Below are 18234 nucleotides of genomic sequence, written 5' to 3' on the forward strand. Positions count from 1 at the left end.
CTCTAACACGAAATAGGGGTTTGGAATGTTCAATAAGATCCTGTTTGCGACAACCGGTTCGCCGGAATGCGACAGCGCCGCCCGCGTGGCCTTCGACATGGCCCGCCAGTACGGCTCCAAGCTGACGCTTTTCCACGTGCTCGGCATCCCGGGCAAGGGCGACAGCAATCTCGTCATCGACACCCGCACCGGCGAGGAAGTCGATGCCGACGCCGAATACCTGGAAGGCGTGGCCGAAGAGCTGCGCACCACCTACGCCAACCAGCTCGAAGCCCTGCCGGGCGTCGAGATCGAAGTGGCCGTGGGCGTTCCCTCCCGCGAGGTGCTGCGCATCGCCCGGGCCAAGGACGTGGACATGATCGTCCTGTGCGGTCCGTCCGAAGGCCAGCAGTCCGGCTTCTACAAGCGCGGCGTGGTCGGCGACAACCTGCGCAAGGTGGCCAAGGCCGCCCGCTGCCCGGTGCTGACCGTCAGCCGTCCGTCCGCTTCCTTCTGGGGCGGATTCTCCAATATCGTGTTTGCCACGGACTTCTCCAAGGCGTCCGAGTCGGCCTTCCAGTTCGCCAAGACCGTGGTCAAGGCCGTGGACGGCGAGCTGCACATGTTCCACTGCGTGGATTTGAGCCGCTTCCAGTCGCCCATCGCCCTGACCCAGGACGGCATCGAAGCCAAACTGGCCGAGTCCCGCCGTCGGCTGCACCACGAATACGCCACCCAACTCGGGGATTTCAAAAGATATACTTCCGAGGTATGGGAGGGCACGCCCTACGTCGAAATCGTCAAGTTCGCCCGTGAACGCCAGGCCGACCTCATCGTCATGGCCCACCACGCCCGCGACGTCGATCCCGACGAACGGCCCTTCGGCAGCACCCTGGAACAGGTCATCGTGCGGGCCTCCTGCCCCGTGGTGAGCGTCAACCGTCCCGACAAGCTGCCCCAGGCGGCCGAGGCGTAAGCCCCCACAACCTCCCGGGGACGCAAAAGGAGAAAGGGAAACATGCCCAAGACCATCCTTATCGTGGACGACGATCCCAATATCCGGGAATACCTGGAGACTCTGCTCACCGACAACGGCTACGAAACCATCGTCGCCGAAAACGGGGAAAAGGCCCTGGAAGTGCTGGCCGCCCATTCGCCCGACCTGATCACGCTCGACATCGAGATGCCGGACAAGACCGGGCCGTGGTTCAACCGGGCGCTGCAGCGGGGCAAGACCTACGCCAACATCCCCATCATCGTCATCACCGGCCACACGGGGCTCAAGTACGTGATCCCCAACGCCGTGGGGTCCTTGAGCAAGCCCTTTGAACAAAAGGAACTGCTCGATCTCGTGCGCGAAACCATAGGCTCTTAATCCCGTCCCCCGGGGCGCGGCCACCCGCCGCGCCCCGGGGACGGTCTTGAGCCAAACACGCGGCTTGGCTCGCCCCGACCGCCTGCGCGGTCCAGGCAACGCCGGAGCGTTTCGGGCCATCCCGAATGCGCCGGACGCCTGCCGGTCTCCGGTCTCGTCCGACCGCCGCCGGCCCGGCGGCCAAGGCGACAAGGACCACGGCCATGAGCGAACGCCTGTTGCTCGTCGACGACGAGGAGGACATCCGCCGCTTCCTCGGCATGTTCCTCGCCGACCTGGGCTATGAGGTCCACGCCGCCGAAAACGGCGTCCAGGCCCTGGAAATGTTCGATTCCGTCGAGCCCTCCATCGTGCTCACCGACATCAAGATGCCGGTCATGGACGGGCTGGAGCTGCTTAAGCAAATCAAGGCCAAATCGCCCGAAACCGAAGTCGTCATGATCTCCGGCCACGGCGATATGGACCTCGCCATCGGCTGCCTGCAGTACGACGCCGCCGACTTCGTCACCAAGCCCATCAACCACGACATCCTCGACGCGGCGCTCAAGCGCGTGGAGGAAAAGATCATCCTGCGCCGCGAACTCAAGCAGTACACCCAGAATCTCGAAAAGCTCGTCCAGGAAAAATCCCGCCGCGTCATCGAACTCGAACGCCAGCTGGCCGCTGGCGAAATGGTCGAAACCATGTGCCAGGCCATCTCCGGCCTGTCCGAGGATTTCGGCGACAAGGCCGGCTATTTCAACGAGATGCCGTGCTTCGTGGCCGTGCACAACCGCTCGCTTACCGTGGTCGCCACCAACCAGCTCTACAAGGAACGCTTAGGCGACATGGTCGGCCACCACAGCTGGGAAGTCTACGTGGGCCAGGCCATCCGGGGCTTCGACGGCCCGGTCTGGAAGACCTTTGAGACCGGCAAGGGCCAGCGGTCACGTGAGACCATGCTCTGCAAAAACGGCCGCGAGCTGCCCGTCATGGTCCATACCTCGCCCATCGGCGAGCGCGACGGCAAGGTGGAACTCGTCCTGGAACTGGCCGTGGACGTCAGCGAAATCAAACGCCTCCAGGAAGAACTGCGGGTCACCCAGCAGAAGTACATGGACCTGTTTGAGGCCACGCCCTGTTACATTGTCGTGCGCGACCGAAACTATCGCATCGTGGCCAACAATACCCTTTTCAAGCAGGATTTCGGCGAGGGCGTGGGCAAGCTCTGCCACGAAGTCTTCCGCCATCGCGACACGCCCTGCCCGGACTGCCCGGTGGACGCCACCTTCGCCGACGGCGAGCCCCACAACCTCGAAGCCGTGGTCACTTGTCTGGACGGCAGCGCCAAGAACGTGCTGACCTTCACCGCGCCCATGCGCAACGCCGAGGGCGAAATCACCGAGGTCATGGCGCTGTCCACCGACATCACCCAGATCCGCGAACTCCAAGACCACCTGACGTCCCTGGGGCTTATGCTCGGCTCCATCTCCCATGGCGTCAAAGGAATGCTCACCGCCCTGGAAGGCGGCGTCTACCGCCTGGAATCCGGCATCAAACGCGAAGACATGACGCGCATCGCCGATGCCGGCGACACCATCAAATCCCTGGTCGGCCGGGTGCGAAATCTCGTCCTTAATGTCCTTTACTACGCCAAATCCCGCGACATGGCCGGCGACTCCGTGGACGTCAGCCACCTGGCGCAAAACGTCGCCCAGGTCGTAGAACCCAAGGCCGCCCGGGAAAAGATCGCCTTTACCTGCGACATTCCGTCCGACCTCGGCACGGCCGACCTGGACACGGCCAACCTGTCCGCCGCCCTGGTCAACATCCTGGAAAACGCCATCGACGCCTGCACCGCCGACACCGCCAAGGACATCCACTCCATCAGTTTCAAGGCCAGCGCCGACGCCGACGCCGTCACCTTCGACATCAGCGACAACGGCATGGGCATGTCCCAGGAAACCCGGGAAAAAGCCTTCACGCTTTTCTTCTCGTCCAAGGGCTTGAAGGGAACGGGCCTGGGGCTTTTCATCGCCCACGACGTGGTGAAAAAGCACGGCGGCCGCATCGACCTGACGTCCGAGCCTGGGGAAGGGACGCAGTTTCATATCGTCATGCCGCGAAGGAAGGCCGAGGCGGTTGGAAGTTGAGGGAAAATCGGGAGAAAGAGGGAAGAATGCCTCCGGCGGCCAAAGGGGCTGAGCCCCTTTGGAAACCCCTCCTGGGTTGAGTAAGGGGAAGGGGCGCGTCAGTGGTTGGGAGTTTGTAAGACCCCTTGGGCGCGGAAGCGCTGGCGGCTGCGCCGCGTGGGTCGTTGAAATTTTTGGGCCGTCGATGCGCCCGGCTGTCGCCGGGTGCTCGACGGCCCAAAAATTTCAACGACCCGGTTCGCCCGGGGTTACCCGGCACGGGAAAATGGGGGAATGCGGCTCTGGCGTAGCAATTGACTGACTGGGCGCTTGTCCCAGCTGTCCTGTAATTCTTTCTCAAGACAACGCGAAACGGGCTGGTTTTGGCGCGATGCATTGATCGCGCCAAAACCAGCCCGTTTCGCTGGCGAGGTGGTGGCCGGAATTGGGGTTGGGCGGCCGGGCGGCTTCCGCCTGGCCACGCAAACCCAATTCCGGCCGCCATATTCACTCGTGCCGCCGCCCACCGCCATCACCCCCGCCCGTCCGTCCGATCCCAGGTCGGGGGGCCGGGGGGGCGGTCGGCCCCCGGCGGGGCTTGGGGCAGCGCCCCAATCTTCTGCCTTCTCTCTCTCATCTCCCTTCGCTCAAAACGCGTAAGGCTCGGCCTGACGCCATTCGAACATGTAGGTTTCTTCCGGGATGAGTTCCTTGTTCTCCAACGCATCCGCCGCCAGCAGCGCCGCTGCCGACACTGACGAGAAGCTCATGCCGGGCAGGATGATGTCCTGGCGGTCGTTTTCCGGGATGACGGCCAGATGGCCGTAGGCGACGGCCCAGCTTTTGTCGGCCGGGGGCTGTTGGCCGGGCGGCGTTTTGACGCGAAAGCCCACGGCCGTGCCGTCGGCGAAGCAGCACCAGACGGCCAGCCGGTAGAGAACGAACTGTCCCTTGGCGTCGAGTTCCGGGCTGCGGTGGACGAAGCCGCGCACGGCGTAGGGGCGTTCAAAGGCGGGGCCGGGGCCTTTGGCGGCGATGTCATAGAGTTCGCCGGTGTTGATGGGCACGTAGTCCTGGCCGCCGGCGCGCAGGCGTTCGGGGACCGGGGCGATGTCCGGCGCTGGCAGGGATGGGGCGACGCTGAAGACGTCGCTGTCGTTGTTGGCCGAGAGGGTTTGCAGGCCGCCTTCGGCGAACCACACCAGGCAGGCCAGGGCGAGGTAGCACAGGCCCCGGCCGAGGTTGGCCTTGGCCACGGGGCGCAGGGTCGCGTAGGCCCCGAGCACGGCCAGGACCACGGCGGCGGCAAGCGTGACCGGCTTGAACTTGGGATTTAAGTACATCCAGTAATTGCCGGCGGTTGCCAGCCAGCCCATGAAGCCGGCCAGGGCCAGCATGGCCAGGCCGTCGAGGCGGGCGGCCAGGGCGGCGAGAAGCTTGTTCATGACGCGCCCCCGGTGAGGATGCCGTAGACGGCGCAGGTGATAAAGACGATGGCGGCCGGGACAATGGCGAGCACCCGGGTCAGGCGCGGGGTGAACACCTGCCGCCACATGAGCAGGAGCTTGAGATCGAGCATGGGGCCAAGGGCCAGAAAGGCGAGCTTGGCCGCGGCCGGGAAGGTGGAAAACGAGGCGGCCACGAAGGCGTCGGCCTGGGAGCACAGCGAGAGCACGACGGCGAGCGCCATCATGCCCGGAATGGCCAGGACGAGGTCGTTTTCCAGGGCCATGACCACGGAAACAGGGACATAGGCTTTGAAGGCCGCCGCCACCATGGAACCCAGGATCAGCACCTTGGCCATGTCCAGGAAGTCGGCCATGGCGTGGCGCATGGCCGAGGCGACCTTGTCGCGCCGGCTGGGGACGACGGCGGCCAGGGGCACGGCGTCGGCGAGCGACCCGAAGGGCGTGCCGGGAATGGTGGCCGGCCCGTGGTGATGGGCGTGGTCTTCGGGACCGTGGTCATGGCCGCAGCCGCAGGCCGGGGCGGCGGCGGGATCGCGCAAAAGCGACAGCGCGTCGCGGCCGCCGGCCCAGTAGCCGACGACCAGGCCGGCCGCGATGACCAGGACGCAGCGCCAGATGGCCATGGTCGGGTCGCCCCGAAAGGCCACCAGGGTGGCTAAAAGCGACACGGGATTGATGACCGGCGCGGCCAGCATGAAGGCGACCGCCGCGCCCGGGGGCACGCCTTTGCCGATGAGCCGGCGGGCCAGAAAGACCACGCCGCATTCGCAGCACGGGGTCAGCGCGCCGATACCAAGGCCCACCAGGGTGGAGGCCAGCCGGCCCTTGGGCAAAAGCCGCGTCAGGCGGTCGCGGGGCACGTAGGCCTCGACCAGCCCCGAGGCCACGGACCCCAGCAGCAAAAACGGCACGGCCTCCAGCACGATGGACAGCGTGGCCTGGGCGAAAAGATCGAGATTGTGCAGGGCGTTCATGCGGCGGCGGCTTCCAGGCGGTAGACAGGTTCGGCGGCGGCCGGATCGGTGGGCACGAAGCGCACGACGCGGTGGTGGAAGGCGGCAAGGGACGGCCGGTGGGCGATGCTGACGATGGTGGTCTTGGGCAGACGATCCACCAGCAGGCCGTAGAGTTCCTTCTGGGAGGCCTCGTCCAGGGCCGAGGAGGCTTCATCGCAGAAAAGCCGGTCCGGGGCCAAAAGGATGGCCCGGGCGAATCCCAGGCGTTGTTGTTCGCCCGAGGACAGCTCCTGGCTCCAGTGGCGCTCCTCGCCCAGCAGCGCAATCAGATGGCCCAGGCCGCAGTCGGTGAGCACGGCGGCGATGCGCGCCTCGCCGTAGGTCTCCGGGGCGTCTGGGTAGGCTACCGTGGCGGCCAGGCTGGCGATGGGCAGGTAGGGCTTTTGGGGCAAGAACAGGCTGCGACCCTCGGTCGGCAGGGCCAGGGTTCCGGTGGCGTAGGGCCACAGGCCGCCGATGGCCCGAAACAGCGTGGATTTGCCGCAGCCGGCCGGGCCGGCGATCATGACGCGTTCGCCTGGGGCCACGGCCAGGGCGGCGTCGGTGAGCAGGGTGCGGCCGTCGGGCAGCGAGAGGCTCGCGTCCGTCAGGGCCAGGGCCTGGCCGGCCGAGGCGGGAGTGCGGGTAAATCCGGCGTCCTTGGCCGCTTCAAGTTCGGCCAGGGCGTGGGCGAAGCCGGTGAGTCGATCCACGGTGGCGCGCCATTGGGCCAGGCGGGTGTAGGCGTCGATGAACCAGGACAGGGACGATTGGACGTGGTTGAAGGCCGAGGCGGTCTGCATGAGGCCGCCGAGCTGGATGGCCCCGGAGAAATAGCGCGGCGCGGCCACCAGGAAAGGAAACAGGATGGCGGCCTGGGAGTAGCCGGCGGAAAACCAGGTCAGGCGCTTTTGCTGACGCATGATGGCCCACCAGTTGGTGACCACATGGGTGAAGCGGCCGGACAAGTTGCCGGCTTCCTGGGTTTCGCCGCCGTAAAGGGCGATGGGTTCGGCGTTCTCGCGCACGCGCACGAGATTGTAGCGGTAATCGGCCTCGTAGCGCTGCTGGAGGAAATTGAGGCGAATGAGCGGCCGGCCGATGTAGTGGGTGAGAAAGGAGCCGAAGCCGGCGTAGAGCACGGCGGCCCAGAGCATGGAGCCGGGCAACTGGATGTCGAGGATATGGATTTCGCCCGAGAGGTTCCACAGGATGACGGAAAAGGAGGCCAGGGACACCACGGATTCAATGAACCCCAGGGTCAGGGAGAGCGTCTGCTCGACAAAGCCGCCGATGTCCTCGCTGATGCGCTGGTCGGGGTTGTCGGCCCCGTTTGGGGAAAAGCGCAGGCGGTAGTAGTTGCGGTGGGTGAGCCACATGGCGGCGTAGCGTTCGGTGAGCCAGCGCCGCCAGCGGATTTGCAGCATCTGGCGCAGGTAGATCTGATACACGGCCACGATGATGAACATGGCGGCCAGGATGGCGAACCGGCCGAAGAGGCGGAAGAATTCGTCGAGGTTTTTTTCCTGGAGCGAGTTGTAAAAGAGGTTGTTCCACTCGTTGAACAGCACGTTGAGATAGACGATGCCAAGGCTCATGCCGACGATGACGGCAAGGAGCAGGCCGGATTTCAGGCGCTCCTCGCTTTTCCAATAGGGCTTGGTCAGCGTCCAGAGATCGGCCAGAAAGCGCCGTTTGGTTGCGGACATGGAAGGCTCCTGGTTGCGGTTGGCCGCGCGGGGCGGCCCGGTCCCCGGGCGAGGCATTTGAGCCGGCACGCCGGGGCGGACCGTACCCCTCTAGTCACTGGCGGGGGCGGTTGCAACCGAAGCGGCGGAGATTGTCCATGAAATTTCCGTTAGGCGCGGAGCCGACAGACCCTTGGGGCAGGCACAGGCCCTTGCCGCAGGTCCGCCGACGCCGCCGGGGCGGGGCTATTCGTAGGGGTAGGTGGTTCCGGCGAATTCCTTGGCCCGGGGGTTGGGGTAGTTGCCGGCGGTCTGGAGTTTTTTGATGTTCTTGGAGCGGTCTTCCCAATGGGTGTGCAGGAGCTGCTCGGCCTTGTGGCTCATGGGATGTTCCAGGAAGTTCTTGTACAGGGTCTGGACCTGGCCGTTTTGCTGAGAGGCCCGCTCGGGGAACTTGGCGTCGGCCCCGTAGACGCCGTCGATGCGGTCCATCATGAAGTCCTTGAGTTGCTTGGCGGCGGCCACGGCCTTGCCGGTCATGCGAAGCCCGATGAGGGCGCCGCCGGTCATGATGCAGGCGGCTTTGAGGAAGCCGCGACGGGTCGAAGCGATGAAAGTCATGGCTTGCTCCTTAGGCTTTTTGTTCGTTGTACAGGGCCAGGCGCTTTTTGAGCGAGGCGTAGAATTTGGTGGTGCGGCGATCCATGGACTGCAGCACGCCGGGCATGATGGGCTGGCCGCCGCCCATGACGCAACCGCCGGGGCAGGCCATGAATTCGATGAAATGCCAGGGCGACTTGCCGGCCTTGACCACTTCGCAGACCTCGGCGAACCGTTTGGCCCCGTGGACCACGGCCACCTTCACGTCCGTGCCGCCCACATTGACCGTGGCTTCCTTGAGGCCCTTAAGCCCCCGCACGGCCTTGAAGTCCCAGCTTTCCGGGGCCTTGCCGGTGACGGCCTGATAGGCGTAGCGCAGGGCCGCTTCCATGACGCCGCCGGTGACGCCGAAGATGGTGGCGCCGCCGGTGGACTCGCCCATGAGCGCGTCGCGCTGGCCCGGGGCCACGGTGTTGAGGTCGATGCCGGCTTTCTTGAACATGTAGGCCAGTTCGCGGGTGTCGATGGTGGCGTCGATGTCCTGATAGCCGCTGGACCAGTTGGCCGGGCGCATGCCTTCGTATTTCTTGGCCGTGCAGGGCATGATGGAGACGGTAAAGACGTCGGCGCGCTTGTATTTCATGGTGTCCGCGCCGTAGGTCTTGGCCAGGGAGCCGAGCATCCCGATGGGGGACTTGCAGGTGGACATGTTGGGGAAGAGCTCGGGATAGAACGTCTCGACGTACTTGTGCCAGCCGGGACAGCAGGAGGTGAACTGGGGCAGGGGCTTGTCGATCTTTTTGGTGAGCCGGCCGACGAACTCCGAGCCTTCTTCCCAGATGGTGACGTCGGCGGTCCACTCGTTGTCCCAGGTGTGGTCAAAGCCGAGCTTTTGCAAGGCTCCGAGCATCTTGTCCGTGGTCACCGCGCCCACGGGCATGCCGAAGCAGTCGCCCAGGCCGTAGCGCACGGCCGGGGCCGGCATGGCGATGACCTTGACGTTTTTATCCTTGAGCTTTTGTTCGATGACCGGAACCCAGGACTGTTCTTCGTAGATGGCCGAGACCGGGCAGTGGGTGAGGCACTGGCCACAGTTGATGCAGGCTTCGACATGGGGGATCTTGTGAGGTTCGCCGGTCTCGCCGTAGATGGCGCCGGTGGGGCAATAGCCCATGCAACTGTCGCAGCCGATGCATTTGGACTCGTCGACCTTGATGAAGAAGAGCTTGTCCGGATCGGCCTTGGGGTCCGGAGACTGCATTTCGTAGAAGATTTTCTCCATTTCAACGCGGCTCATGAGGCTCCCTCCGCTGGATGAGGCTTGGCCGGACGCGCCATGGCCCGGGCGACGGGGCAGGTCGTCGCCGCGTGGCGCATGGCCGCGTCGGCCAAGCCGGTTTGCGCCGGCCGGGGACTGTTCCCGCGTGGCCCCGAACAGCGCGTTGCCTGCCGGGACGGCCCGGACCGCCTACGCCGCGCGAGCGCTCGCGCGGCGGCGGCGACCGGTCGGGCCGCCGTATCCCGGAGCCGCTGCCACGGCCTCGGGACGGTCCTAGGCCGTCATTTCCGGCAGGGAAGATTGTGTCTTTGTCATTATTTTATACTATTAATGAGATACTAAATATAAAATAGTAACACGAAAGCGGTTTACAACGAAATTCCAGCCGGGGCAAGCCTCGGCGCGTAACGGGGGCGTGTCTCGCGTGCTCTCTTGGCGGTGACGAGTCGATTGTTGTGTTGTTAAGGCTCCGGTATTGTTTGCTATTTGTCCATAAGCCCGGTTCCAGGAAAGATGGAGCGGGCCGAAAAAAAACGGGGACCGGCTGTTGACCGGTCCCCGTTTGGCGGTTCGGGAAGAGGGGAAGGCGGGCTAGACGTCCACGCCAGCGGCCTTGACCGCGGCCATGCCGCCTTCGACGCTGACCACGTTCTGGAAGCCGGCGTCGGCCAGGGTCACCAGGGCCTCGTAGGAGCGCGCGCCGGTGTTGCACATAAGCACCACGGGCTTGTCCTTGGGCACCTCGTTCAGGCGTCCGCGCAGCTGGCCCTGGGGGATGTTGTGCCAGCGGCCGGGGTGCTTCTCCACCAGCGGTCCGCCCTGGGGATTTTCCCGGCAGTCGATGATGTGGGCGTCGCTGCCGGCGTCGGCCCATATCGTGGCGAATTCCGTGACGGAAATGCCCTTGTTCTGGCCGGACAGGATGTTGTCGGCCGCGTTGGCCACGGTGTTCAAAATATCCATGGCCGAGGCAAAGGGTGGCGAGTAGGCCACTTCCACGTTGGACACGTCGGCCACGGTCGGTTTGTGGGGCAGCATGGCGGCCACGGTGTTGACCTTGCCGATGAGTTCGTCGCCCATGGCGCACAGGCCCTGGAGGCCAAGGACGCGCCTCGTGCCGCGCTCGGCCACCAGTTCCAGGGACATGAGTTCGTGTTCGGGGTAGAAGTGCGCCCGGTCGATGGCCGTGATGTGGGTGGTGACGGCGTCGAAACCGGCCCGCTCGGCCTGGGCCTGGGTCAGGCCGGTGCCGGCTGCGGCCAGGTCGAAGAGCTTGACGCACCAGGAGCCGACCACGCCTTCGAAACGAGACGCGCCGCCGGCCAGGTTGTCGCCGATGACCCGGCCCTGCCGGTTGGCCATGGACCCCAGCGGCAGGTACATGGGCTGGCCGGTGACCAGGTTTTTGACTTCCACGCAGTCGCCGCCGGCATAGATGTCCGGGTCGGAAGTGCGCATGAATTCGTCCACGAGGACGCCGCCGCGCGGCGAGACGTCAAGCCCGGCCGCCTTGGCCAGGCCGGAATTGGGCACCACACCCACGGACAGGATCACCAGCTCGGCCTCGACCTCGCCCTTGTCCGTGACGACCCGCTCCACCTTGCCCTCGCCCTCGATGGCTTTCACCTGCTCGCCCAGGCGGAAGGCCACGCCCTTGTCCTCCATGTGCTTGCGGGCCATGGCCGACAGCGTCGGCCCGGTGACGCCGGGCAGGATCTGGTCGAACAGTTCGATGACCGTGACGTCCAGGCCCCACATGTCGGCAAAGGCCACGGCCATTTCCAGGCCGATAAAGCCCGAGCCGATGATGGCCACGGACCCCACGCCCCCGGCGGCCACGGATTTCTTGATGGCCTCGGCCGCTTCCAGGCTGTCCACGGTGTGCACGCCCGGCAGGTCGATGCCGGCGATGGGCAGCTTGCGCGGGCTGCTGCCCGTGGCCATGACGAGCTTGTCGTAGGGGATGACATCCTGCCGCCCGGTGGGCAGATGGCGGGCGGTCACGGTCTTGGCGGTGCGGTCGATGGCCACCACTTCGGTCTCGGACCGGGCGTCCACGTCCTTGATGTCGCGGAAGAATTCCGGGTCGCGCACCATGTGGAAGGCCGTGGATTGCAGGCCGGTGATGTCGCTGACCTCGCCGGAAACGTAGTAGGGGATGCCGCAGCCGCCGTAGGAGATGCGGGGACTGCGGTCGAGCATGATGACGTTGCTTTCAGGCTGAAGCCTCTTGAAGCGGCAGGCGGCCTTGGGTCCAAGGGCGACGCCCCCGATGATGACGACCTGTTGCGGCATGATGCGTCCTTGCGTTTTAGTGTTGCTGTACAGTATCGACGCGGCCCTTGCCCCGGGCCGGAAGCGCTTAATTCATACGCCCTCGGTCTGAAACGCGGCTTTTGCAGGAGCGCGTCAAGAACCGGGGCATGCGTGAGACGCCGATAAAGTAGTCCAAAGTCGGGCCATGTCAATGGCCGGGCCTTGCCGGAAGCGGCCCGGGAGGCTACCCATGGCCGGGGAGGGCAGGCATGGACAACGACGCCCACAGGCAGGCAAGGCTTTTCATCGTGGCGACGCCGCTGGGCAATCCGGGCGACTGTTCGCCCCGGGCGGCGGCCACCTTGGCCGGGGCCGGGGTGGTCCTTTGCGAGGACACCCGGCGCACCGGAATGCTGCTCAAGACCCTGGGAGTGACGGCCAAGCGGCTCATGAGCTTTCACGAGCACAACGAGGAGGCCCGGCTGCCCCAGGTGCTGGCCCTCTTGGCCGAAGGCCAGGACGTGGCCCTGGTCTCCGACGCCGGCACGCCGCTTCTGGCCGATCCCGGTTACCGGCTGGTGCGGGCCGCCCGGGAGGCCGGTTTCGCCGTCTCCCCCGTGCCCGGCCCCTCGGCCGTACCGGCCGCCTTGTCGGCCGCCGGCATCGCGCCCTATCCATTTTCTTTTCTGGGTTTTTTGCCGCGCACAGCCTCCCAGGCCCGGGCCGCCTTGGCCCGGTTCGGGGCCACCGGGGCGACGCTGGTCTTTTTCGAGCGCAAGACCCGGCTGGCCGAGACCCTGACCGCCGCCCTGGAAGCCCTGGGCGACCGCGACTGCGTCATCTGCCGGGAACTGACCAAGACCTATGAGGAATTTCTCTCCGGCAAGCTTTCGGACTTTGCCGGCCGGGACCTGGAGCTGCTCGGCGAGGTGACGGTGGTGGTCGGGCCGGCCAAGGCCGGGCGCTCGGACGAGGAGCAGGCGCGCCAAGTCGCCGCCCAGGAGGCGGCCGTGGGCGGCAAGCCCAAGGAGGTGGCCCGGCGTGCGGCGGCCCGGCTTTCGGGATGGACCCAGAAAGAGGTTTATGCCATGCTCATGGGCCAGGAAACCGGTTGATCGGGAGGACGGGGCCGCATGACGCAGGGGAGTGGAGAGCGGGCGGAAACGTACTGCGTCCTTGACGCCGACGAACGGGAATACCTGGTCGGCGTGGTCGGCGCGGGGCCGGGTTTCGACACCATCTTGGAGATCGTGGCCGGCGAGGAGTTCCGCGAATTCCTGCCGCCCATGCACTTGGCCGGCCTGGTCGGGCTGCCGGCCGACGATCCCCGGCGACGCGGGGCGCTGCTGTCCGGCGTGCCGGTCTATCCCGACTGTCGGGCGCTTTTCGCCGCCCATCCGACGATTAATCTCGTGGTGGAGCTGCGAAGCGGCGTTTCCCGCCGGGAGATCCTCGACGCCATGCCGCCGGGCGCGTCGCTTATCGACAACACGGCCTCCTTTTTCCTGTGCGCCCTGAGCAACGCCGTGTCCGTGGGCGCGCACTGCCGGATGCGCCTGGACCATCAAAAGCTCCTACTCGAAGCCATCGTGGACGAGGTCCAGGAGGACATAGCGCTGCTGTCCGCCGCCGGCACGGTGGTGGATCTTAACCGCAACATCGTACATCGCCTGGGCCAGCCCAAGGAATTGCTCGTGGGCCAGCCCTGTTCGGTGCTGCGCTCCGGCCCGGACGATCCGCCGTTTTGCGACCCCGACGACCCGGCCTGTCCGTTCCGGCTGGCCCTGTCCACGGGCAAAAAGGCCGAGCGCCTGCACACCGCCGTCTCGGCCGACGGCAAACTGCGCTACTACCGCACCTACACCTACCCCATCGCCGACGCTTCGGGCAAAATCGGCCATGTGGTGGTCTTTCGCCGCGACATCACCGACCGCACCGTAGGTGAAATCAGCGCCCGCCAGGCCGAACGCATTGAAACCATGGGCCGGCTGTCTTCCTATCTGGCCCACGAGCTGCGCAACCCCATGTTCGCGGCCAGCGGTTTTGCCCGCCGTCTGGCCAACATGGAATCCTTGCCCGAGGCGGCCCGGGAACGGGCCGGCATCGTGGTGGCCGAGCTGACCCGCATGGAAGCGCTGCTCAAGCAGTTCCTGGAATTTGCCCGCCCCGTGGGCCAGGCCGTGCCCGGCCGGGCCGACGCCGACGCCGACGCCAACCGGGCCGTGCTGGCCGCCGTGGAGGCCGTGCGCCCCGAGGCCGAGGCCAAGGGCATCGGCTTTGCCCTGGCTCTGGTGCCGGGCGTGGCCGCCGTGGCCTTCGAGCCGGCGCTGTTAAAGCAGTGCGTGGTCAACCTCTTGCGAAACGCCATGGACGCCATGGCCCATGGCGGGGTGGTGCGGGTGTCGAGCGGCCGCGACGCCGACCGGGTGCGGGTGCGCGTGGCCGACAGCGGCCGGGGGCTCACCCACGACAATCTCGAAAACATGTTCAGCCCCTTTTACAAGGCCGACCACTGCGAATACGGCCTGGGGCTGGCCATGGTCAAAAAGGTGGTGGACGACTTCGGCGGCGCGGTGGAAGCCGCCGGAGAGCCCGGCGGCGGCTGCGCCATCACCCTGCATCTGCCCCCGGCCCTGGCCGGCGGCGGAGCCGATGCCGCGACCTTGCCGGGAGGCACGCCATGACCGCCGAACAACCATTGCTGGATCTGGCCAAGCTGCGCGAACGCTTCGACAATGATGACGAATTGCTGGCCGAAATCTTCGCCGTCTTCGCCAGCGAGGCCCCGGGCCGGCGCAGCGGCATGGAAACCGCCCTGGCCGCCGGGGATCTGGCCAAGCTGGCCGGTATGGCCCATTCCCTCAAGGGCGTGGCCGCCACCATGTTCGCTGAACCCCTGCGCCAGGCCGCCTATGCCCTGGAGCTGGCCGCCCGGGCCGGCGACGCCCAGGCCGCCGCCGCCGCCTTGCCCCCGGTGCTGGAACGGCTGACCGCCGCCGTCGACTGCCTGCCGGGCTAACATCCCTCTCCCCTGGCTTGTTTACTGGGCCGAACGCTTCTGCCAGGGATGGTTCCATATCGGTCACATAAAAACATACTTGCTGACTATGAAAAAAAACCATAGTATTCAGATCAAGAAAGTGAGCGCACCGCGCGAACAATGACCTGGCAGCCATGACAGCACGTTCGTCCATTTCCTCGACCACTTCGGATCGCCACCTCAGCGACCGTCCGCATCAGCCCGCCGGCCCGGCCCAGGCTTCGGCCTCGCTCGGCCCGGTTCCCGCCCCGGACCCGTCTTTCTTCGCCGCCCAGGCGGCCCTGCTTTACGAACGTCTGCCCCATGGCTTGGCCTTGTCCGACCCGGACGGCCGGCTGGTTTGCGCCAACCGCGCCCTGCGCCGCCTGCTCGGGGCCGGGGAGTCCCTGCCCGAGCCAACCCTGGCCGGCCTCATCGCCCGGCTGTGCCCGGCGGTCACGCCCGCCCGGGCCGCCGCCATGGCGGCGGCCACACAGCGGTGGCATACGCCGAATCATCCGATGATCGGCCCATCGGGCCAGGCGCTCCATGTGCGTCTGCTCTTCGAATCCGTGCCCTTTCCCGACGGCCGCACGGGCCTTACCCTGACCGTGGAGGACACAACCAGCCACAGGGCCGCCATCGACGCCTGGCGGCGTCGCCAGACCCAATACCGCTCCCTGGTGGAAGGCGGAGCCGACGCCATGTGCCGCTTCTTGCCGGATCTGAGCCTGCTCTACGCCAACGCGCCTTTTTGCCGGTTGTTTGGCTTGTCGCGGCGGGGAGCGGTGGGCAAGAGCCTGCTGTCCCTGGTCAGCCTGGAGGCCGGCCGGGCCGTGGTGGACGCCGTGTCCGCCCTCTCGCCCAGGCAGCCGGCCGGCGAGGTGGACCTGCTTTTGGGCTACGCCGACGACCGGCCGCGTTGGCTGCGGCTGACCGTACGCGGCTTTTTCTACCGCACCGGCCATCTCAAGGACTGCCAGGCCGTGGGGGCCGACGTCTCGGACCACAAGCTCGCCGAGGACCGCTTCATCCACGCCAGCCGGCTGGTGTCGCTGGGCGCGCTCGTTTCGGGCGTGGCCCACGAGGTCAGCAACCCCAATCAGGCCATCGCCCTCAATGCCCGGTTGTGCCAGGACCTCTGGGAACCCGTGGCCGAGGCCGCTTCGCGGCTGGCCCAGGCCGCGGCGATGTCCGGCGGCCCCGGCGCGCGCGGCCCGACCCTGGCCGACGCCCTGGCCGACATGCCGGCGCTTCTGGCCGACATGGCCGACTGCTCGGGCCGCATCGCCGACATCGTCTCGGAGCTCAAGGAATTCGGCAGCCACGACGACGGCTCGGGCTTTGCCCCGGTGGCTGTAAACGACGCCGTGCGGGCCGCCGCCCGGCTCATGCGCCCGACCCTTAAACGCAGCACCCGCCGCTTTTCCCTGCGCCTTTGTCGCGAAGGGCCGGTGGTGCTCGGCCGGCGGCAACGCCTGGAGCAGGTGCTGGTCAATCTGCTGGAAAACGCCTGCCTGGCCCTGCCGAACCAGGACGCGCCCATTGTCATCGAAACGGCGCTTGCCCCCGAGGGCGACGCCGTGCGGGTGCTCGTGCGCGACGCCGGCACGGGCATCGCCCCAGGCGACCTGCGCCGGGTGACCGAGCCCTTTTTCACCACCCGGCGCGGCCAGGGCGGCACGGGACTGGGCCTTTCCATCTCCCACAAAATCGCCCGCGAACACGGCGGCTCCCTGGAACTCGTGCCCAACGCCGGCCCGGGCGTCACCGCCGTGGTGGCCCTGCCCCTGGCCGGCCTGCGCCAGGAGGGACTGCCGTGAGCGCCCCAACCGGCCCCGGCGTCATCCTGCTGGTGGACGACGACGTCCATATCCTTGCCAGCTACGAAAAAACCCTGCGCTACGGCGGGATGCCGCCCACCATTCCCTGCCCGGACCCGGAAGCCGCCGCCGAACTGCTCGTCAAAAACAATGTCCGCCTGGTGCTGCTCGATCTGTGCATGCCCGGCCTAGGCGGCGAGGAGGTGCTGGCCGCCCTGCGGGCCAGACGGCCCGATGTGCCGGTCATCGTCGTCACCGGCGAAAGTGCGGTGGAATCGGCCGTGCGCCTCATGCGCCTGGGGGCCACTGATTATCTGGTCAAGCCCGTGGACCGTCGCCGGCTGCTTGACGCCGTGGAGCGCGGCCTTGGCCAATGTCCGCTCCCGGCGCCCACGCCCCCGGGCGGCGACCATGGCGTGCGCATGATCGGCCGCTCGGCCGGGATGCAGGAAGTATTTGGCGTCATCGCCGCCGTGGCCCCCTCGCGCGAGCCGGTGCTCATCACCGGCGAGACCGGCGTGGGCAAGGAACTGGCCGCCCGGGCCGTCCATGCCGCCTCGGGACTGTCCGGCCCCTTTGTGGCGGTCAACGCCGCTGGCCTCGACGACGCGCTTTTTGCCGACACGCTTTTTGGCCACGCCAAGGCCGCCTACACCGGAGCCGGCGCGGCCCGGGCCGGACTCATCGAAAAAGCGGCCGGCGGCAGCCTGTTCCTCGACGAAATCGGTGACCTCGGCCAGGCCTCCCAGGTCAAGCTCCTGCGCCTGCTCCAGGAAAAGGAATACTACGCCCTGGGGTCCGACACTGTGAAACGCAGCCAGGCCCGCGTCATCGTGGCCACCAACCGCGACCTCGACGCGCTGCTCGACCCCGGCCGCTTTCGCCTGGACCTCTTCTACCGCCTGCGTACCCACCACATCCACCTGCCGCCCCTGCGCGACCGGGCCGGCGATCTGCCCGAACTGGTCAGCCATTTCATCGCCCGGGCCGCAGGCAGCCTCGGCCGCGCCCCGTGCCAGCCGCCGCCAGGACTGCTCAACCGCCTGGCCGCCTACGCCTTCCCCGGCAACCTCCGGGAACTCGAAGCCATGATCCACGACGCCCTGGCCCGGTCCCGGGGCGGCGAACTGACCCTGGCCGCCTTCGACCACTGGCTGCGCCGGGCCGCGCCCCCGGACGAGCCCGCCGCCGACCCGGCGTCGCCGCCAATCCTGCCGCGCTCGCCCGGCAAAAGCCCCATCCCCACCCTCAAGGAAGCCGAAGAGGCGCTCATCGCCGAAGCCCTGCGCCGGGCCGACGGCAACCAGGCCCAGGCCGCCGCCTTCCTCGGCATCACCCGCCAAGCCCTCAACCGCAGGCTGCGGACAGGCGAGGGGAGCGGCGGGGGGAGCGGGGTGAGTGGGAGTGGGGTGAGTGGGAGTGGTGGTTTGGGCAGGTAGACGGGGTGGAGGTAGACAGGAGGGAAGATGCCTCCGGCGGCCGGGGGCCTCAGGCCCCCGGACCCCCGACCTGGGGGACGGTCGGTCGGTTGGGAAAGCGTCGGCGGGGGGAGAGAGAAGATGGGGGTTGGAATTTGGGGTGTCCGGCTGGCGGAAGCCGCCAGCCGGACACCCCAAATTCCAACCCCCAACTCGCCAGCA

The 18234-nt window shown here is 66.9% G+C and carries 14 protein-coding genes; 8 read left to right on the forward strand and 6 right to left on the reverse strand.

Translation table 11 applies throughout. The features are described from left to right. The first annotated feature begins 25 nt into the window (after positions 1-25). The 3 genes from DMR_RS05915 to DMR_RS05925 all read left to right on the forward strand — a co-directional run bounded on the left by DMR_RS05915 (position 26) and on the right by DMR_RS05925 (position 3486). Complete coding sequence (locus DMR_RS05915) at positions 26-955, forward strand: universal stress protein (RefSeq protein ID WP_015859992.1); 930 nt, start codon at positions 26-28, stop codon at positions 953-955. A gap of 42 nt (positions 956-997) precedes the next feature. Then, the gene (locus DMR_RS05920) at positions 998-1354 is read left to right on the forward strand and encodes a response regulator (protein ID WP_006921819.1); all 357 of its coding nucleotides are present in this window, start codon (positions 998-1000) and stop codon (positions 1352-1354) included. Positions 1355-1557: 203 nt separating this feature from the next. Continuing rightward, positions 1558-3486, forward strand: a complete 1929-nt coding sequence (locus tag DMR_RS05925) for a hybrid sensor histidine kinase/response regulator (RefSeq protein WP_015859993.1) — start codon at positions 1558-1560, stop codon at positions 3484-3486. 626 nt (positions 3487-4112) lie between these two features. Here DMR_RS05925 and DMR_RS05930 read toward each other — a convergent pair. The 6 genes from DMR_RS05930 to DMR_RS05955 all read right to left on the reverse strand — a co-directional run bounded on the left by DMR_RS05930 (position 4113) and on the right by DMR_RS05955 (position 11791). Beyond that, positions 4113-4910, reverse strand: a complete 798-nt coding sequence (locus DMR_RS05930; protein ID WP_015859994.1) for a TIGR03943 family putative permease subunit — start codon at positions 4908-4910, stop codon at positions 4113-4115. Beyond that, positions 4907-5908 carry a permease gene (locus tag DMR_RS05935; RefSeq protein WP_015859995.1) on the reverse strand — a complete coding sequence of 334 codons (1002 nt, stop codon included), beginning with the start codon at positions 5906-5908 and terminating at the stop codon, positions 4907-4909. Before DMR_RS05935 ends, DMR_RS05930 begins: the two co-directional genes overlap by 4 nt. Beyond that, entirely contained in the window at positions 5905-7638 is a 1734-nt protein-coding gene (locus DMR_RS05940) for an ABC transporter ATP-binding protein/permease (protein WP_043600160.1), read from the reverse strand. The genes DMR_RS05935 and DMR_RS05940 overlap by 4 nt, the downstream gene beginning before the upstream one ends. A 225-nt stretch (positions 7639-7863) precedes the next feature. After that, entirely contained in the window at positions 7864-8238 is a 375-nt protein-coding gene (locus DMR_RS05945; protein ID WP_015859997.1) for an iron hydrogenase small subunit, read from the reverse strand. 10 nt (positions 8239-8248) lie between these two features. Beyond that, complete coding sequence (locus DMR_RS05950) at positions 8249-9514, reverse strand: [FeFe] hydrogenase, group A (protein WP_015859998.1); 1266 nt, start codon at positions 9512-9514, stop codon at positions 8249-8251. A gap of 573 nt (positions 9515-10087) precedes the next feature. Further along, positions 10088-11791, reverse strand: a complete 1704-nt coding sequence (locus DMR_RS05955; protein WP_015859999.1) for an FAD-dependent oxidoreductase — start codon at positions 11789-11791, stop codon at positions 10088-10090. A gap of 230 nt (positions 11792-12021) precedes the next feature. Here DMR_RS05955 and rsmI point away from each other — a divergent pair, with 230 nt between their 5' ends. From rsmI to DMR_RS05980, 5 genes are all read left to right on the forward strand, one after another. Further along, on the forward strand, positions 12022-12867 hold the full coding sequence (gene rsmI, locus DMR_RS05960) for a 16S rRNA (cytidine(1402)-2'-O)-methyltransferase (RefSeq protein ID WP_015860000.1): 846 nt from the start codon (positions 12022-12024) through the stop codon (positions 12865-12867). 18 nt (positions 12868-12885) lie between these two features. Next, positions 12886-14436, forward strand: a complete 1551-nt coding sequence (locus DMR_RS05965; RefSeq protein WP_015860001.1) for a sensor histidine kinase — start codon at positions 12886-12888, stop codon at positions 14434-14436. Further along, a complete protein-coding gene (locus tag DMR_RS05970; protein ID WP_015860002.1) occupies positions 14433-14771 on the forward strand; it encodes an Hpt domain-containing protein in 339 nt (112 codons plus the stop codon). The genes DMR_RS05965 and DMR_RS05970 overlap by 4 nt, the downstream gene beginning before the upstream one ends. Before the next feature lie 155 nt (positions 14772-14926). Further along, complete coding sequence (locus DMR_RS22335; protein ID WP_015860003.1) at positions 14927-16594, forward strand: sensor histidine kinase; 1668 nt, start codon at positions 14927-14929, stop codon at positions 16592-16594. After that, entirely contained in the window at positions 16591-18033 is a 1443-nt protein-coding gene (locus tag DMR_RS05980; protein WP_015860004.1) for a sigma-54-dependent transcriptional regulator, read from the forward strand. The genes DMR_RS22335 and DMR_RS05980 overlap by 4 nt, the downstream gene beginning before the upstream one ends. Positions 18034-18234 lie beyond the last annotated feature (201 nt).

This window comes from Solidesulfovibrio magneticus RS-1 (genome assembly GCF_000010665.1).
In the GTDB taxonomy this organism is placed as follows: Bacteria; Desulfobacterota; Desulfovibrionia; order Desulfovibrionales; family Desulfovibrionaceae; genus Solidesulfovibrio; species Solidesulfovibrio magneticus.

Excerpts from the sequence above, each read along its gene's own strand:
- DMR_RS05915 (WP_015859992.1), top strand. The coding sequence starts at position 26 with ATGTTCAATAAGATCCTGTTTGCGACAACCGGTTCGCCGGAATGCGAC.
- DMR_RS05920 (WP_006921819.1), top strand. The coding sequence starts at position 998 with ATGCCCAAGACCATCCTTATCGTGGACGACGATCCCAATATCCGGGAA.
- DMR_RS05925 (WP_015859993.1), top strand. The coding sequence starts at position 1,558 with ATGAGCGAACGCCTGTTGCTCGTCGACGACGAGGAGGACATCCGCCGC.
- DMR_RS05930 (WP_015859994.1), bottom strand. The coding sequence starts at position 4,910 with ATGAACAAGCTTCTCGCCGCCCTGGCCGCCCGCCTCGACGGCCTGGCC.
- DMR_RS05935 (WP_015859995.1), bottom strand. The coding sequence starts at position 5,908 with ATGAACGCCCTGCACAATCTCGATCTTTTCGCCCAGGCCACGCTGTCC.
- DMR_RS05940 (WP_043600160.1), bottom strand. The coding sequence starts at position 7,638 with ATGTCCGCAACCAAACGGCGCTTTCTGGCCGATCTCTGGACGCTGACC.
- DMR_RS05945 (WP_015859997.1), bottom strand. The coding sequence starts at position 8,238 with ATGACTTTCATCGCTTCGACCCGTCGCGGCTTCCTCAAAGCCGCCTGC.
- DMR_RS05950 (WP_015859998.1), bottom strand. The coding sequence starts at position 9,514 with ATGAGCCGCGTTGAAATGGAGAAAATCTTCTACGAAATGCAGTCTCCG.
- DMR_RS05955 (WP_015859999.1), bottom strand. The coding sequence starts at position 11,791 with ATGCCGCAACAGGTCGTCATCATCGGGGGCGTCGCCCTTGGACCCAAG.
- rsmI (WP_015860000.1), top strand. The coding sequence starts at position 12,022 with ATGGACAACGACGCCCACAGGCAGGCAAGGCTTTTCATCGTGGCGACG.
- DMR_RS05965 (WP_015860001.1), top strand. The coding sequence starts at position 12,886 with ATGACGCAGGGGAGTGGAGAGCGGGCGGAAACGTACTGCGTCCTTGAC.
- DMR_RS05970 (WP_015860002.1), top strand. The coding sequence starts at position 14,433 with ATGACCGCCGAACAACCATTGCTGGATCTGGCCAAGCTGCGCGAACGC.
- DMR_RS22335 (WP_015860003.1), top strand. The coding sequence starts at position 14,927 with ATGACAGCACGTTCGTCCATTTCCTCGACCACTTCGGATCGCCACCTC.